At 63.6% G+C, this 14701-nt stretch carries 13 protein-coding genes; 5 read left to right on the top strand and 8 right to left on the bottom strand.

Annotation, left to right across the window (positions count from 1 at the left end; all coding sequences use genetic code 11):
- Positions 1–123: 123 nt before the first annotated feature.
- Positions 124–1095, bottom strand: coding sequence for a quinone oxidoreductase family protein (locus tag AC1Z3O_RS22010; protein ID WP_483518001.1), 972 nt, complete (start codon positions 1093–1095; stop codon positions 124–126).
- A gap of 99 nt (positions 1096–1194) precedes the next feature.
- Complete coding sequence (kce, locus tag AC1Z3O_RS22005; RefSeq protein ID WP_483518000.1) at positions 1195–2130, bottom strand: 3,5-dioxohexanoate:acetyl-CoA acetone transferase; 936 nt, start codon at positions 2128–2130, stop codon at positions 1195–1197.
- A gap of 204 nt (positions 2131–2334) precedes the next feature.
- Here kce and AC1Z3O_RS22000 point away from each other — a divergent pair, with 204 nt between their 5' ends.
- A complete protein-coding gene (locus tag AC1Z3O_RS22000; protein ID WP_483517999.1) occupies positions 2335–3381 on the top strand; it encodes an AraC family transcriptional regulator in 1047 nt (348 codons plus the stop codon).
- A gap of 39 nt (positions 3382–3420) precedes the next feature.
- Here the strand turns inward: AC1Z3O_RS22000 and AC1Z3O_RS21995 are convergent, their stop codons facing one another.
- The 4 genes from AC1Z3O_RS21995 to AC1Z3O_RS21980 all read right to left on the bottom strand — a co-directional run bounded on the left by AC1Z3O_RS21995 (position 3421) and on the right by AC1Z3O_RS21980 (position 7850).
- Positions 3421–4683, bottom strand: a complete 1263-nt coding sequence (locus AC1Z3O_RS21995; RefSeq protein ID WP_483517998.1) for an MFS transporter — start codon at positions 4681–4683, stop codon at positions 3421–3423.
- A gap of 115 nt (positions 4684–4798) precedes the next feature.
- Entirely contained in the window at positions 4799–5758 is a 960-nt protein-coding gene (locus AC1Z3O_RS21990) for a PDR/VanB family oxidoreductase (protein WP_483517996.1), read from the bottom strand.
- Between the two features lie 8 nt (positions 5759–5766).
- Positions 5767–6549 carry an SDR family NAD(P)-dependent oxidoreductase gene (locus AC1Z3O_RS21985; protein WP_483517994.1) on the bottom strand — a complete coding sequence of 261 codons (783 nt, stop codon included), beginning with the start codon at positions 6547–6549 and terminating at the stop codon, positions 5767–5769.
- A 26-nt stretch (positions 6550–6575) separates the two neighbouring features.
- Positions 6576–7850: a Rieske 2Fe-2S domain-containing protein gene (locus tag AC1Z3O_RS21980; protein WP_483517993.1), complete on the bottom strand. Its 1275-nt coding sequence runs from the start codon at positions 7848–7850 to the stop codon at positions 6576–6578.
- Positions 7851–7993: 143 nt separating this feature from the next.
- Here AC1Z3O_RS21980 and AC1Z3O_RS21975 point away from each other — a divergent pair, with 143 nt between their 5' ends.
- Entirely contained in the window at positions 7994–8752 is a 759-nt protein-coding gene (locus AC1Z3O_RS21975) for an IclR family transcriptional regulator (RefSeq protein ID WP_483517992.1), read from the top strand.
- 83 nt (positions 8753–8835) lie between these two features.
- Here the strand turns inward: AC1Z3O_RS21975 and AC1Z3O_RS21970 are convergent, their stop codons facing one another.
- Positions 8836–10263, bottom strand: coding sequence for an ATP-binding protein (locus tag AC1Z3O_RS21970; RefSeq protein WP_483517990.1), 1428 nt, complete (start codon positions 10261–10263; stop codon positions 8836–8838).
- Positions 10260–10937: a response regulator gene (locus AC1Z3O_RS21965; protein ID WP_483517989.1), complete on the bottom strand. Its 678-nt coding sequence runs from the start codon at positions 10935–10937 to the stop codon at positions 10260–10262. The genes AC1Z3O_RS21970 and AC1Z3O_RS21965 overlap by 4 nt, the downstream gene beginning before the upstream one ends.
- A gap of 159 nt (positions 10938–11096) precedes the next feature.
- Here AC1Z3O_RS21965 and dsbD point away from each other — a divergent pair, with 159 nt between their 5' ends.
- The 3 genes from dsbD to dsbG are packed head-to-tail and all read left to right on the top strand — an operon-like array spanning position 11097 to position 14682.
- On the top strand, positions 11097–12974 hold the full coding sequence (gene dsbD / locus AC1Z3O_RS21960) for a protein-disulfide reductase DsbD (protein ID WP_483517988.1): 1878 nt from the start codon (positions 11097–11099) through the stop codon (positions 12972–12974).
- Entirely contained in the window at positions 12971–13822 is an 852-nt protein-coding gene (locus AC1Z3O_RS21955) for a TlpA family protein disulfide reductase (protein WP_483517987.1), read from the top strand. Before dsbD ends, AC1Z3O_RS21955 begins: the two co-directional genes overlap by 4 nt.
- Before the next feature lie 5 nt (positions 13823–13827).
- Positions 13828–14682 (top strand): thiol:disulfide interchange protein DsbG, encoded by an 855-nt coding sequence (dsbG, locus tag AC1Z3O_RS21950; RefSeq protein WP_483521906.1) that lies wholly within the window; start codon positions 13828–13830, stop codon positions 14680–14682.
- Positions 14683–14701: the final 19 nt, after the last annotated feature.

Raw genomic sequence — 14701 nt, 5'->3', positions numbered from 1 at the left:
ATTGGCGCCGCCACGAACTGTCGAGGCGGGCCGGACATGCATTATTGAAAACGGCTTGTCGCCGATCGTTCCCACGTGTTCCAGATCTTCTGCAAATGGACGAGCGCGAGCGCTATGGCACCGCTATGGCACCAGCACGGTGGCCCCGCTGGTCTGCCGGGATTCGAGGGCGCGGTGCGCCTGTGCGGCTTCGGCGAGCGCGAAGGTCTGCTTGGGCTCGCTCGTGATCTTGCCGGCCAGCACCATGTCGAACACCTCGTTGGCCATGGCGAGCATGTGTGAACGCGGCGTGGCGTAGTGGACCATGGCCGGGCGTGTGACCCACAGCGAGCCCTTGGCCGCCAGTGTGCGGCTGTCGATCTCCACCGGCCCGGAGGTGGTGCCGTTGCTGACGAGGGTGCCGCGCACCTGCAGGCAGGAAAGCGAATCATCGAGCGTCGCTTTGCCGACCGAGTCGAAGACGACCGGCACCTTCTTCCCGTCGGTGATCTCCATCACGCGCTCGACGATGTTCTCGCGCGAGGTCACGATGGTGTGCGTGCAGCCATTGGCTTTCGCGACTTCGGCCTTCTCGTCGGTGCTGACGGTGCCGATCATGGTCACCCCCAGGGCGCGCGCCCACTGGCAGGCAATCAGGCCCACGCCACCGGCGGCGGCGTGGTACAGGATGGTCTCGCCGCCCTTGAGCGGGTAGACCTGGCGGAACAGGTACTGCGCCGTCATGCCCTTCATGATGAGCGTGGAGGCGGTGCGGTCGGAGACGCCATCGGGCAGGGGAATCAGCACCTCGGCGGGCATGACGCGCACGTCCGAATAGGCGCCCTGCGGGCCGAGCAGGTAACCCACGCGGTCACCGACGCGGATGTCGGTCACGCCGGGGCCGACGGCCTCGACCACGCCCACGGCATCGGAGCCCAGGCCGTTAGGCAGGGCCAGCGGATAGTGTCCGGTGCGGAAATAGATGTCGATGAAGTTGACGGCGATATAGGTGTGTCTGACGCGAGCCTGGCCCGGGCCGGGGTCTCCGACCTCAACGGTCTCGAGCTTGAGCACGTCGGCGCCGCCAGTCTCATAGAAGCGAATTGCTTTTGCCATTCCATTTCTCCTGAAAATGCTTATGTTGCAGATCTCGCGGCCGGTTCGGCGGCTGCCCCGGTCACCATGAGCACCGGGCGGCGAGGCGCCCTGGAGCAATCAGAACGCGACAGCATCTTTGCCCTTCAGCTGAAGCATGTCGCGCGTCTCATCCGGCGTGGCCACCTCCAGGTTCAGCGAATGCAGGATGCCGACGATGCGCTGGACCTGTTGAGCATTGCTCGTCGACAGCTGGCCTGGTCCGTCCCAGAGCGAATCCTCCAGCCCCACGCGAACGTTGCCACCCATGGCGGCAGCCATGGAGGCGATCGGCATCTGGCTGCGGCCCGCACCCAGCACAGACCAGTAGTAGTCCTTGCCGAACAGCCGCTCGGCGGTGCGACGCATATGCATGACGTCATCGGGGTGCGTGCCGATGCCGCCGAGCAGGCCGAAAACGGACTGGATGTAGAACGGCGGCTTGAGGATGCCGCGGTCAATGAAGTGCGCCGCCGTGTAGAGATGGCTGGTGTCGTAGCACTCGATCTCGAAGCGCGTCCCATTGCCGGAACAGGATTCCAGGATGTAGCGAATCTCCTTGAACGTGTTGCGGAAGACGCGGTCTTCGGAGCCCTCGAGGTAAGGACGTTCCCACTCGTACTTGAAAGACTTGTGCCTGCCGAGCATCGGGTACAGCCCGAAGTTCATCGACCCCATGTTCAGCGAGGCAACCTCCGGCTTGAGCTGCAGCGCCGGCTGCAGCCGTTCCTCGACGAGCATGTTGGGCGCGCCACCCGTCGTGAGATTGATCACCACGTCGGAGCGCGCGGCGATCTCCGGGAGGAATTCCCGGAAGAGCGCGGGATCCTGGGACGGTTGGCCGTTTTCGGGCTTGCGCGCGTGCAGATGGACGATCGAGGCGCCGGCTTCGGCTGCAGCAACCGCCTCGCGTGAGATGTCTTCTGCCGTGATCGGCAGATAGGGGGACATCGTCGGTGTATGAATGGCGCCCGTCACGGCGCAGGTGACGATCACCTTGTTTTGAGGTGCGGCCATGGCAAAGTGTTCCGTTCGTGGTCGATTTAGAGAATGGGTTGGTGAGTGGCGGCGTGTCCGGTGAGGAAAAGTCTAGTAATCTTGCCCCGGCAGTTTTCTCTCACTTCACGACAGTCACATCTCATTTCATGACAGAATGACGTGAAACTCCGGGTACCGCGGGAACGAACGGATCGGAACCACACACCGGATGGGTGAGAAGCAATGAGTACATTGATCCGTACTGGCGTGATGACCAACTACTTCAAGGTTGCGCAGCAACTTGGCTTTGACCCGCAGCCGCTGCTGCGCAAGCTGGGCTTGAGCAGAGAGATGCTTGCGGACCCGGAGTGCCGGATTCCCGGGAGTGCGGCCGTTACCTTGTTGAAGGAGTCAGCGCGAATCACCCAGTGCCCGACATTCGGGCTGCGTATGGCTGATCTGTGGCAACTGTCCGACCTCGGTGTCATCAGCGTGTTGCTCACGCACCAGCGAACCCTGCGCGACGCCGTTGGAACCCTGATTCAGTATCGGCACCTGATGAACGAGTTCCTGGTCATACGCATTGAGGAGGTCGGCAAGAAAGTGATCGTGCGGGAGGACGTCGTCGCGGATGAAACCGGGACGTCCATACAGTCCACTGAGCTGGCACTGGGCACCCTGTCACGCATGTGCAGCACGCTGCTGGGTGCGTCTTGGCACCCCCTGAGCGTCCACTTCACCCATGATGCTCCACCAGACCTGCGGCTGCACCGCCGCGTATTTGTGGGAAAGCTGGAGTTCGCCAGTTCCTTCAATGGCTTGGTTTGCCGTGCTGCCGATATGGACTTTCCCAACCCTGTCGCTGACCCTGTCATGGCACGCCATGCGCAACGCTTGCTTGAGGGTCTGCCGGGAGCCAACGAGCCATCCATTGTGCTCGAGGTGCGCAAGGCGATCTATCTGATGCTTCCGATAGGGCGCGCGACGATTGAGCAGGTTGCCCAGGGCCTGGGGATGAACGTGCGCACACTGCAGCGCCAGCTCGAAGGCGCTGGAAAGGTCTTCTCGGACATGGTCAACGGCGTACGGCGCGATCTCGTCATCCACTATATGGACAACAAAAGCTACTCGCTGGGACGCATTGCCGAGTCGCTCGGATACTCCGCCTATGGCTCGTTCGTACGTTGGTTTGCGGCGCAGTTCGGAATGACGCCGACGCGGTGGCGAAGCAGTAAGCCTGCACATTCAAGGCAGGCCGTGACAGGTTCTAGTTCGCGTCGACGCGGATGATCGTTTCCTACTGGCAAGGCTGACCCTGCCTTGCAACCTTCACCTGGATGTCCGACCCGGCAGGAGCGTCAGTGCTGCCACAGCCACCAGCGGTCCGACAGCGAGGGTGAGCAGCGCGACTGAAAAGGAGTGTGTCTGGCCATAAAAGTAGCCCACGACGAGCGGCGACATCGCACTGCCGGACTGCCAGATGGCATTGGTCAGACCGGCACCAGCCCCTGCGGAGTTACGGCCAGAAGAGTCGCTTACCTGCGCCATCAGGACCGGCGTGTAGCCGAACGCAACAGCGCCGAGCACAGGTGCGATCAGGTAGAACTGGGTAACGGTCGAGCACTGCCCAAAGATCATCAGCACAATCGCAAAAGCGCTGAGACACAAGATCGAAATCCGCTTGCGCGCGCTGCTATGCACGTCAGACAGCCACCCCAACACTGGCTTGGCAATGACAGCGCCCACACCAAAACTGGCCGCGATGGATCCGGCCGTCACCGGGGAGATACCGTACTGCTTGGTCATCAATGCATTGCCCCAGGCGCCGAAGCCAACCGTGGCCCAAAGTCCCCCCATGCCGGCAATGGCAAGCAGCACCAGGTTGCGGCTCTTGAGCAAGGCGACAATATCGGCCACCCGGATGCGCTGTTGCGCGGGTGCCCCGCTAGGCGCGTCGCGCAAGATCAGCCAGGCAACGATCGCGCAAGCGAATGTAATCGCACCCAGCAGACGGAAGGCGTTCTGCCAGCCGTACCATTGAGAGATGGTCGGGACCGTCGCATTGGTCAGCACGACGGCTAGCGAGGTTGCGGTGGTATAGATACCCATCGCGCGGCCGCGGTCCCTGCTGAACCAGGCAGCAATGATCTTCATGCCGGCGGAATAGTCTGCGCCGGCGGCAAGGCCCATGGCGAACTGAATGGCGATGCCCGTCCAGAGGCTGTGCGCACTGCCAAAGAAGAACGTGAAGATCCCGAGCGGAACGAGAGCCAGGGTGAGCATGGCCCGACCGCCCACCACGTCCGTCAGGATGCCGCCAATGACGTTGGCGATCACGTAGCCAACGTAGAACGCCGTGACGAAGGCGCCTAACATCGACACGGACAACCCGAGTGACTGGCCCACGGGGGCCGCGACGCTGCTCCACGCCACGCGGTCTACGTAACTGAGCAGGAAGGCTGCCCAGACCACTGCCAGCACTACCCATCGATACTGCGAACCTTTGATCAGTACGGTCGGAACCGGACCAGTGCCTCCAGCCGGCACCGCGTCATCCGCAGCGGATACGCTTGTCTTCATGTGCTCCTCCATTGCAGGATTCTTTATTGGGGGCGTCCTGCATCTTGTCGATTGTCTATGGCTCGCGATCCACCAAAGGGGCGACGCGAGAAAGCGGGGACAGCCTTGCGTCGTCCCCAAGTGCTACTCAAAGAGCGAGAACCAGCGTCCGTGACTTGGAACGCGAGCAGCAAGGCGTAAATTGATCATTCTTCGCCTGTTCCTCAGGCGATAGGTACAGATCGCGGTGATCGGGCTCACCCTCCAGCACGCGAACCACGCAGGTGCCGCAGATGCCCTGACCGCACGACACCGGCACCTCCACCCCGGCTTTGGCGAGCGCCTCCGCAACGGTCAGGTCAGACGGCACGGAGACCACCTTGCCGGAACTCGCCAGGCGGACGTCGAAGCTGTCGCCCGAAGTATCGACATCGGCTGCGAAGAACTCAAAGTGAAGGCGTTCTTCCGCCCATCCCAATCGCCGCGCGGCATCCAGGACCGCGTCCATGAAGCCCTTGGGACCACAGACGTAAAGGTGCACGTCCTCGCCGGCCGACGCCAGCAGTCCCTGGATATCGAGCTTCTGCGTAGGTTCGCCGTCATCGAAATGACACGTCACCCGCCCCGCGAAAGGCGAGCCTTCAATACGCGCGAGAAATGCGGCGCGCTCGCGTGAGCGTGCGCAGTAGTGCATGTCGAAGTCGCCGCCCTCGCTGGACAGGCGCTCCGCCATGCAGAGCATCGGCGTCACGCCGATTCCACCAGCCAGCAGCAGGTGCCGCGGCGCGTGCTCAGCCAGAGCGAAATGATTGCGCGGCACGCTGATTTCCAGCACGCTGCCTTCATGCACCTGCTCGTGCATCGCGCGCGAACCGCCGCGCGATTCGGCATCGTTCAGGACTGCGATCAGATATCGGTGGCGTTCCGACGGGTCGTTGCACAGTGAATACTGCCGTGTGAGACCGCCGGGAATCCGCACGTCGATATGCGAGCCAGCCGAGAACGGCGGCAGGCCGCCACCCGCGACATCGGCGAGCTCGAAGCTGCAGATACCTTCGGCTTCCACCTGCTTGCGGGCGACCCGCACGGTAAGCTGAGATGCGTGCATGCCGCCTCCTACATGACGTGAAGGCCACCGTCCACCATTAGCGTGGTGCCGGTAATGAATGAGGCCTCGTCACTGGCCAGCCACAGGATGGGCCAGGCGATTTCGTCAGGCGACGCCCAGCGGCCGAGCAGCGACGTATCCTGGCGCTGCGTCTTCAGGACTTCGACGCTCTTACCCGCCGCATGCGCGCGGCCGACGTGGAAATCGGTAAGCGTCGAACCCGGGCAAACTGCATTGGCACGCACACCGTGTGCGGCTTCCTCGAAGGCCAGGGTACGCGTCATCGCAAGCATGCCCGCCTTGGTCGCGTCATACAGCCCCATGCCCTTGCGTCCGGTCACCGCGTAGCATGAGGAAACGTTGATAATGCTGCCGCCACCGGACTCCCGCAGCAGCGGCAGCACGGCCCTGCAGTAGTTCGATGTGCCGACCAGGTTCACATTGACCATGTCGTGCCACTCTTGCGCGGTGGCATCGGCCAATGCCGAATAGTTGCGCATCGCCGCGTTGTTGACCAGCACGTCGAGGCCACCGAAGCTATCGGCCACCTGCCGGGCAGCCGACTCGGCCTGGGCGAATTCGTTGACGTTGGCTGCCATGGTGAGCAGCCTCGCCTCGGGAAACGCATCCCTGATCGCTGCGGCGGTCCGGTCAAGCGCCTCGGCGTTCGCATCGATCAGCATCACTGCGGCGCCCTCGGCACAGAAGATCCGTGCGGTAGCGGCGCCGATGCCTCCGCCGCCACCCGTGATCAATGCACGCTTGCCGTGCAGGCGGGCTCGTGGTTCCATAACCGTGTCTCCTTCCACCGCCACAATCAGATCGAGTAGACCTGCTGGTCCTTACCGTCTGCCAGGTGGATGACAGCCCACTCTTGCGGCTTCTTGTCGCGCGGCAGCAAGACACCGGCGGCGCGCACGCGCTGCTGGTCGGCATCGATTGCGGGCGGCACGGACTCCGGCGTCAACGCCGTGGCGGCTTCAACGAGCATGCGGCGGGCCATGACAATGGCACGGTCAGTCGGCAGCAACTTCTCCATGCTGTGATCCTGGATCGGGCCCATGCTTTCCTGCAGCGAGGAATCCTGCACTGCAAAGCCGAACACGCCGGAATAGGCGCGCTTCTCTTTCTGCGCCTGACGATCGATCAGGTAGTCGTTGTCCTTGTTGGCCTTGGGGCGGAAGGTGCCGCCCGGCTCATACTCACAGTGGATACCCTTGCCGGCATTCAGATCACGCAGTTCCTCCTCGTTCAGGGGGCGGTCCACGCGGAAGTTGATGCTCCACGCCCAGCAGTTGTGGTCATCGATCGGTACCCAGACGTGGCCGCCAAGCGCGTGATCGCCGAATGGCGGAATCAGCGTGTACCAGGGGAAGAGCCACTGGGTCACGCGCCAGTAGTACGAATCGGGCTCGCCGTTGCGACGGCCGAAGAGGGTCAGGCCAAACGGCGTCTTCTCGATCTCGAACACGACGTTGCCGTCCGCCTTGATGTAGTCGAGCGCCTTGGTGCCCTGATGCAGGGGATCATCGTCCACCTCGTAGCGATGCACGTACGACACGTGGCTGGTGTCGATGCCGCCCTCCATCGCCTGCAGGTAATTAGACTCCTGCAAGCGCTTGGAAACGAACACATGGCCGTCCGGCAGGTTGCACCATTCCACGTCCGGCGGTGCAGGCTGCTTGTCCTTCGGCCCCAGATAGGCCCAGACGATGCCTGCGCGCTCGATGCAGGGATAGGCTGTGATGCCCATGTGCTTGCAAGCCTGTGGCGCCGACGGAACGTCCACGCAGTTGCCGTCGCGGTCGAACTTGAGTCCGTGGTACGCGCAACGGATGCCGTTTTCTTCATTGCGGCCGAAGTACAGGGAAACGCCGCGATGCGAACAGAACTCGCTGATCAGTGCGGCCTTGCCCTCCGTGTCACGGAATGCGAGCAGCTTCTCGCCGAGGATCTGCACGCGCACCGGTGGGCAGTCCGGCTCCGCGATTTCGCTCACGAGCAGCACCGGTACCCAATAGCGGCGCATCAGGTTCCCCATCGCCGTGCCGGGACCGGTACGCACCAAAGTTTCAGACATGTTCTTGTCCATCGCCTCTTCCTTGCTAGTCTCCGCGTGTCCGCGTGGTGATATTTGAATCCATTCTACGGACAATTTGAGAAAGATCAAGGACGACTTTGAATACAATGGTGACGATCGGCTTACACAGAGCGGAATTGAGCGGAATACCTCACATGGATACGGAAAAGAACCACGACAGCGTGCGTGCTGTAGATCGGGCGTTGGACATACTTCTCGCCTTTCGCCCTGGTGACGAGGCGCTGACGGTGGCGGAGTTGCTGAAGCGGGTCGATCTCAGTCGGCCCACCCTGTACCGCCTCCTCAATGCGCTGGAACACAACGGCTTTGTGGCATCGTCAGGAGAGCCCCAGCGCTTTCATCTGGGCAGTTCGGTGGCGAGGCTCGCTCACGTCTGGGCAGCAGGGCATCGCATTGCCGACATCGCCCAGGCGCCGCTGCGCCGCCTGTGGGAAGCGACCGGAGAGACCGTGGCCCTGTTCGTACCGGAAGGGGCGTACCGGGTGTGTGTCGCCGAAATCGAAAGCGCGCAGCCACTCAGCTTCCGGCGCGGCGTGGGCTATCGGGAAAGGCTGGTGCTGGGTGCCAGCGGCCGCTCCATCCTGGCGCACCTCAAGGACGGGCTGGACAGCTTCGAAGGCATGAATGCCGCCGACAAGGCAGCCAAGGAGGCTGAACTCGCACGCATCCGCCAACAGGGTTTCGCCTTAAGCCGGGACGAACTCATCGAGGGTGCCGTCGCGCTTGCGGCCCCATTTTTCAATGGGGCCGATCGGGTCGCAGGTTCGCTTTGCATCTTTGGCCCCAGCGTACGGATGACCGAGGAAAAGGTGCGCGAATTCACTAGCCTGCTGATGCGAGAAGCGGAAGAACTCTCCCAATCTCTTGGGCAGCTTCCTTCCGCGAAGCGATAGATTTTTGGGGGGCGCCCACATCGGCGGTACACCCTCCTCTTCGATCGGACATGGACAATGCCCAGTCTTCGCTCTCCATGCCCTCAAAGGGCATGGGGATGCACGGGCATGAACAAACAGGCCTCGAGCCCACGCCCCGCTCTGCGGCGCAAGCGCAATTCGCCTCCGTAGCGATCACCGATGGAACGGACGATCGATAATCCAAGACCACTGCCCTGATTGCCCACGCTGCGGCGCCAGAAGCGTTCGACCGCTTGCTCGCACTCGGCGTCATTCAACCCAGGCCCCTCGTCAAGCACGCGGAAACAGATGCGGCCATCACCGGCAGGCTCGATTCTCAACTGCACGGTACTCGCTGGTGGCGAATAGCGTAGTGCGTTGTCGAGCAGATTGCGCAGTGCGGATACCAGCAGGGCCTCCGGGATTGCGACGGTGAGCGGCAGGCCAGGCTCGGCTTCCTCCAGCGTCAATCGATCTGCCGTCCCATGAATGGCCTCGGCATCCGCCACTGCCTGCCGGGCCGCCGAGCCCGCATCCACACGGTCGCCGTCTTTCGGCTCGACCCGCCCATCCAGCCGCGCCAATAAGAGCAGCTGATCCAGCGTGCCTTGCAGTCGTAGCACGCCATGGTCGGCGTTGGACAGGGCCTGCGCCAGGATCTCCGCTGACTGCGATCTGGAAGCGGCAAGCCTGGCAACCTGCAGATGCGTCTTGATCGCTGTGAGCGGAGTGCGCAGCTCATGGGCGGCGTCATCGGTAAAGCGGCGCTCGCGAGCAATCGCACCCTGGACCCGATCCAGCAAGTGGTGAATGGCGCTGACCAAGGGGCGCAATTCGGGGGGCGTGTCGGTCTCAGGCAGCGGCATGGCGTCGTCGGGACGGCGCCGCGCCAGTACGGCGCGCACACGCTCGATGGGAGCCAGCCCCCGGCCGATACCGAACCACAGCAGCAGCAAAGTGCCGGCCAAGGCAACAGCAAAAGGAACGCCCGCGGAAAAGGCGATATCACGCAGCAAACTCTCGCGCACGTCTAAGCGGTCGGCTGTGGCAATACGAATCCCACCTTGCTCCAGGACATAAGTCCGCCAGGTCTTGCCGCCGAACACATGGGTACCGTACCCAGATGACGCGGCGGCAAGTCCCGGGCTGCCCGCCGTGCGCGCAATGGTCTGGACCATGACCTCCCCGCGCAACAAGCTGACTTCGCAGGCCAAGCCGTCGTGCGCTACCACGTCGAGCGGTGAGCCACCCCGACCGCCCGGAAGGCTCCCGGATGACGGAGATCGAAGCATCAGTCCGGCCACCATGCGCGCTGATGCCGCCAATCGGTCATCCAGTGCCGTGCGCAGCTCGTTACGCACATCCAGGAGCATCCAGATCGCCACCGCGCCCCACAGCAAGGTCAGCGACACACCGATGATGACCAGCAGCCGCACACGCAGGCTGATCGGGCCCCTTTTGGCTGCGAAGGCGACACCGCCAGCTGGCGGCGACCGATCTTGCGCACTCATCGTTCCAGCTCTCCTGTCGCCTCGCCAAGCCGGTAACCCTGCCCTCGTACCGTCTCCACGATGCCGGCCCCAAGCTTACGGCGCAGGTTGTGGATGTGCACGTTGACCGCGTTGCTTTCGACCTCCTGCTCGAAACCGTAGAGGCTGTCGCACAGTTGATCCCCTGCGAGGATCTGCCGCGGATGTTGCAGCAGCGTGCGCAGCAAGGCCAATTCACGCCGGGATAGGTTGACGGGTTTCCCACACAGCAGTACTTCACCGGTCGACGCCGTGAACGTCAACGCACCATGCTCAATGCGGTCGGCACTACGTCCCGACGCGCGGCGCAGCAGCGCCTGCAACCGTGCGACCAGTTCCTCGAGATCGAAAGGCTTGAGCAAGTAGTCATCCGCACCTGCCTTCAACCCCTTGACGCGATGTTCGACCGCGTCGCGCGCCGTCAGCACCAGCACCGGCAGGGAATTTCCTCTGGCGCGCCATCGTGCCAGCACAGTCATCCCATCCTCGTCCGGCAAGCCGAGATCAAGCACGCAGATATCGAAATGTGATGTCGCCAGCGCAGCTTGCGCCTGGCTGGCGGTGCCCACGTGGTCCACGGTCAGGCCATGCAAGCGCAGGCCCGCGACGATGCCGCTGGCCACCAGCAGGTCGTCCTCGATCAATAAAACGTGCACGCCAATCGCCCTCTAAGACTCATCACCAACTCGTGTTTCGCGGCCGACGTTACCGGACCAGGATGAAGGCACCGTTAACGTCACCGTTAACGCTGGCTTAATCACTGGCCACCAAAATCGGCGGCCACGACAGTCTAGCCGCTCTTCATCGTGCCTGAGATGCTGCCAACCTTCGCTCGACCTCGCTGCTTCGTTCTCTTCGGTCTACTCCGCCAGTCCGCTTTGCGGGCGCTACTCTTGCTGACGTTGCTGCTTGTCCCATTGGCAGGCATGTCCCCGGAGCTTGCATACGCCGACGACGGCTTCCTGGAGCCCGAAGAGGCCTTTGTATTGACCGTAGATCCGTCCGACACGGCAGCCACCACTGACGTCCGACTGCACTGGAAGATTGCCCCGGGCTACTACCTCTACCGAGACCGCATCGGGGTCACCGCCACGCCCGCTGGCAGCCCGGAGGTCGTCGACAAACCCGCTGGCCAGCGTAAGGAAGACCCGAACTTCGGCGTGATGGAGGTCTACCACGATGCGGTGACCGTTCCTGTCCATGCCCCTGAAGCCAAGGAACTGGTCATTTCCTGGCAAGGTTGTGCCGAAGCGGGACTCTGCTATCCGCCGCAGACGCGCAGGATCTCTCTTGCGACAACTGCAGCCGCGTCCTCCGTCAAGGCTGCGCCTGCCGACACGGCGAAGGGATTCCTGCTCGATGCCACGGAGGCAAGCGACCGCCGTATCACCCAGTTGCTCGGCGAGCGGACGCTTGCCTGGACCGTGCCGCTGTTCTTCCTGCTGGGCATCGCGCTGGCCTTCACCCCCTGCACGCTGCCCATGGTGCCGATCGTCTCGGGCATCGTGGTCGGCAGCCAGGCGACCCCGAAGCGCGCTTTCGCACTGTCACTGGCGTTCGTGCTGCCGATGGCGCTCACTTATGCGCTGCTGGGCGCGGCCGCCGGAATGATCGGCGCCAACTTGCAGGCACTGCTGCAGAATCGTTGGACTGTCAGCGCTTTCGGCGCCATTTTCGTGGTCCTCGCAGCCGCGATGTTCGGGTTCTTCACCTTTCAGCTGCCGAGCTTCGTACGCGAGCGTCTCGATAGTGCGAGTCGGCGCCGCCGAGGTGGCACGCTGTCGGGTGCGGCCGCACTGGGCTTGCTTTCCGCCCTGCTGGTCGGCCCCTGCATGACGGCACCGCTAGCGGGCGCACTCCTCTATATCTCGCAGACCGGGAACATCCTATCCGGCACGCTGCTGCTGTTCGCGCTGGGCCTCGGCACAGGCCTGCCGCTATTGCTCATGGCAACCTTGGGCGCACGCTACCTGCCCAAGCCAGGGCCCTGGATGGAACGGGTCAAGGGCGCATGCGCGTTCCTGCTGTTAGCCACCGCGGTGTGGATGGTGCAACGCGTGATTCCCGCACCGCTGGCGCTGGCGCTATGGGGCATGCTGCTGGCCAGCTTCGCGCTCACGCTGGCGCACGTAGCTGCAGAGGCCACGACTGGCGTCCGCCTGTTGGGGCGCAGCGTGGCATCGATGGCAGGGCTCTGGGGCTGTGCCATGGTGCTGGGTGCGGCGGCCGGCAGTGGCGATCCCTGGCGGCCGCTCGCCTTCGGTACCGTCGCCACCGCCGCGCCCGCGAGCGCCGCCGGCCAGACAAGCTCATTGCCTTTCGATACCGTCCGCAGCCTGCAAGCTCTCCAGGCACGGCTGGACATCGCCCGCGCGGCCGGCCGGCCTGTGCTCGTGGATGTTTCCGCCGACTGGTGCGTCGCCTGCAAGGCGATCGAGCATGAAGTGTTTGCCGATGCGCAGGCCCGCCAAGCACTGGCCGGCATGGTCCTTCTGCGCGCGGACGTGACAGCCGGGGACGCCGGCCAGCGCGCACTCATGCGCCAGTATCAAGTGCTGGGCCCGCCGACGGTAATGCTGTTCGACGCAATGGGCCAGGAGCGGCGCGACGCTCGCCTGGTCGGTGAATTCGGGGTAGCTGACCTGCTGCAGCGTCTTGCTAACGAAGGAAGTCGCACCGGGGATCGTTCGTGAAGTCGACGCTCCAGATCGGCCCGCTAACCCTGCCTCTCACCTTGTTGGTAATCGTGGGCGCCGCCATGCTGGGCCTGTTCATCGGCGAGCGCTTGGGCCGCAAGGCCAACGTCAATGCGGAACCGCACCTGTTCCGCGCGCTGATGGCCGCTGTGGTGGTCGCACGCCTCGCCTTTGTTTGGCAGTACTGGGACGCTTATTCCGGCGAGCTGCTGGACATCCTGAATATCCGCGATGGTGGCTGGAACCCGCAAGCCGGTTTCATCGCGGCCTGGGCTTATGCACTGATACTGATCCGACCTCGCCGTGCGCTTCGCAAGCCGCTGCTCGTGGCGATGGGCACGGCCAGCGCCTTCTGGATCATGGGATCCGCCACGCTGTCGATGCTGCCGCAGGACGAAGCGCGGCTCCCGGCCATCACGCTTCCCGTGTTAGGCGGAGGAACCGAATCGCTGACGTCCTTCGCGGGCAAACCCGTGGTGGTCAATTTCTGGGCGACCTGGTGCCCGCCCTGTCAGCGTGAAATGCCCGTGCTCCAGCGCGCCCAGGCCGACCATCCCGAACTGCACTTTGTCTTCCTGAACCAGGGTGAGTCCTCGGAGACGGTCCAGCGCTTCCTGGCGAGCCGAAACCTCGATCTGCGCAATGTGCTGCTCGATCCCAATGGCCAGGCAGGCGCGCATTTCGGCCAGTCGGCATTGCCAACCACCCTGTTCTTCGATGCGACAGGTCGCCTGGTCGACCAGCACCTCGGCGAGTTCTCACATGCCACCTTGCTGCGGCGCCTGACCGCGCTTGCTGTGTCCCCCTCATCCAAGGCCTCGGCCCGGCCATCTTCCAAACCATGAATCCCATGACCATGCCAACCTCAGTGCGCCGCCTGCCTCCTGCCAGCTTTCGCCTCCCTTGGGCCATCACCGCTGCCGTGATGGTGGCGGGCGTGGTGGCGCAGTCGTGCGCGCTGGCCGAGGATCGCCCGGCCCCCTTGCGCGCTCTCGAAAAGCAAGGCCTCACCGTGGTCGGCACCTTCCCCTCACCGGGTGGCCTCACCGCCTGGGCGGGCTACATGGGCCAGCAAGCGATCGCGCTGTACGTCACACCCGATGGCAAGCACGTGATCGCGGGAACCCTGCTGGATGCGGAGGGCAAAGACGTCAATCGCAGTGTGCTTGAGAAGACCGTCAGCAAGCCGATGACCGACGGCGTCTGGGGCCAGTTGCAACGTAGCGGCTGGATCGCCGACGGCTCCGACAAGGCGCCACGCACGATCTATGTCTTCACCGACCCGAACTGTCCCTACTGCAACAAACTCTGGTCCGACGCGCGACCTTGGGTGGAAGCAGGCAAGGTGCAGTTACGACACGTCATCGTTGGCATTCTCACTCCAACCAGCCCGGGGAAGGCTGCTGCCCTTCTGGCTGACAAGAACCCCGCCGCAACCTTGGCCGCTTACGAGAGAGCGCAGACGGCAGCCACCGCCAAGGGATTGGCTTCGGGCCACCCGCGCCCACTTGGCGACCAGGGCATCAAGCCCCTGTCGCCTATCCCGCCTGCGGTCCAGGCTCAGCTCGACCGCAATGTCAGTCTCATGAGCGATCTGGGGATGCAGGCCACCCCTGCAGTCGTCTGGCGCGATGCCAAGGGGTCGGTGCAGATGCGCACCGGGGTGCCGGACCAGGTATTGGCGGAAATCATGGGCCCGCGCTAAACACCGTCGCCCAGCATCG

Source organism: Cupriavidus sp. 09_S30, from assembly GCF_056930435.1.
Note: the sequence above shows the minus strand (reverse complement) of the source record. Positions and strands in the feature narration are given on the sequence as shown.

Coding starts and splice junctions, on each gene's coding strand:
- AC1Z3O_RS22010 (WP_483518001.1), bottom strand. CDS start 1,095: ATGGCAAAAGCAATTCGCTTCTATGAGACTGGCGGCGCCGACGTGCTC.
- kce (WP_483518000.1), bottom strand. CDS start 2,130: ATGGCCGCACCTCAAAACAAGGTGATCGTCACCTGCGCCGTGACGGGC.
- AC1Z3O_RS22000 (WP_483517999.1), top strand. CDS start 2,335: ATGAGTACATTGATCCGTACTGGCGTGATGACCAACTACTTCAAGGTT.
- AC1Z3O_RS21995 (WP_483517998.1), bottom strand. CDS start 4,683: ATGGAGGAGCACATGAAGACAAGCGTATCCGCTGCGGATGACGCGGTG.
- AC1Z3O_RS21990 (WP_483517996.1), bottom strand. CDS start 5,758: ATGCACGCATCTCAGCTTACCGTGCGGGTCGCCCGCAAGCAGGTGGAA.
- AC1Z3O_RS21985 (WP_483517994.1), bottom strand. CDS start 6,549: ATGGAACCACGAGCCCGCCTGCACGGCAAGCGTGCATTGATCACGGGT.
- AC1Z3O_RS21980 (WP_483517993.1), bottom strand. CDS start 7,850: ATGGACAAGAACATGTCTGAAACTTTGGTGCGTACCGGTCCCGGCACG.
- AC1Z3O_RS21975 (WP_483517992.1), top strand. CDS start 7,994: ATGGATACGGAAAAGAACCACGACAGCGTGCGTGCTGTAGATCGGGCG.
- AC1Z3O_RS21970 (WP_483517990.1), bottom strand. CDS start 10,263: ATGAGTGCGCAAGATCGGTCGCCGCCAGCTGGCGGTGTCGCCTTCGCA.
- dsbD (WP_483517988.1), top strand. CDS start 11,097: ATGCTGCCAACCTTCGCTCGACCTCGCTGCTTCGTTCTCTTCGGTCTA.
- dsbG (WP_483521906.1), top strand. CDS start 13,828: ATGACCATGCCAACCTCAGTGCGCCGCCTGCCTCCTGCCAGCTTTCGC.